Origin of the sequence: Segeticoccus rhizosphaerae (genome assembly GCF_009192725.1) — a bacterium.
In the GTDB taxonomy this organism is placed as follows: domain Bacteria; phylum Actinomycetota; class Actinomycetes; order Actinomycetales; family Dermatophilaceae; genus Segeticoccus; species Segeticoccus rhizosphaerae.
In genome coordinates this window covers 1-509 of the sequence record NZ_VOHR01000754.1, presented here as the reverse complement: position 1 = coordinate 509, position 509 = coordinate 1, and the positions used below count along the sequence as shown (strand labels likewise).

1 protein-coding gene is annotated in these 509 nt (G+C 74.3%); it reads left to right on the top strand.

Annotated elements, in window-relative coordinates; all coding sequences use genetic code 11:
* Nucleotides 1–19: 19 nt before the first annotated feature.
* Nucleotides 20–509: helix-turn-helix transcriptional regulator (locus FRW57_RS22830; protein ID WP_238999558.1), on the top strand; the 490-nt coding region annotated here is incomplete at its 3' end.

The following is a 509-nucleotide window of genomic DNA, read 5'->3' as shown; positions in this document are numbered from 1 at the left end:
CGGCCTGCGCCGCGAGGAGGTGGCCCAGCTCGCCGGGGTGAGCGTGGACTACGTCGTGCGGCTCGAGCAGGCTCGCGGACCGCACCCATCGGCCCAGGTGCTGGGCTCGCTCGCCAGGGCGCTGCGCCTCGATGGGCGCGAGCGCGACCAGCTCTTCCTGCTGGCCGGGGCAGCGCCGCCGACGCCCGGCCAGATCAACTCCACGGTGCGGCCGGGCGTCCTGCGGATGCTCGACCGGTTCACCGACCTGCCTGCCCTGGTCCTCGATGCCAAGAGCGAGATCCTGGCGTGGAACCTGCTCGCTGAGGCGCTGTTGGGGGACATCTCGGCGTGGCCGTCCCGCAACATCGTCTGGCAGCGCTTCCTCGGCGAACCGGGCCGCGTGGCGATGGGCGAAGAGGAGGAGCGGCTCACCGCCGAGCAGTCGGTCGCCAGCCTGCGCGCGGCCAGCGCGCGCTACCCCGGCGACCGTGGTCTGCGCCGACTGGTGCGCGAGCTGCGCGCGGGCA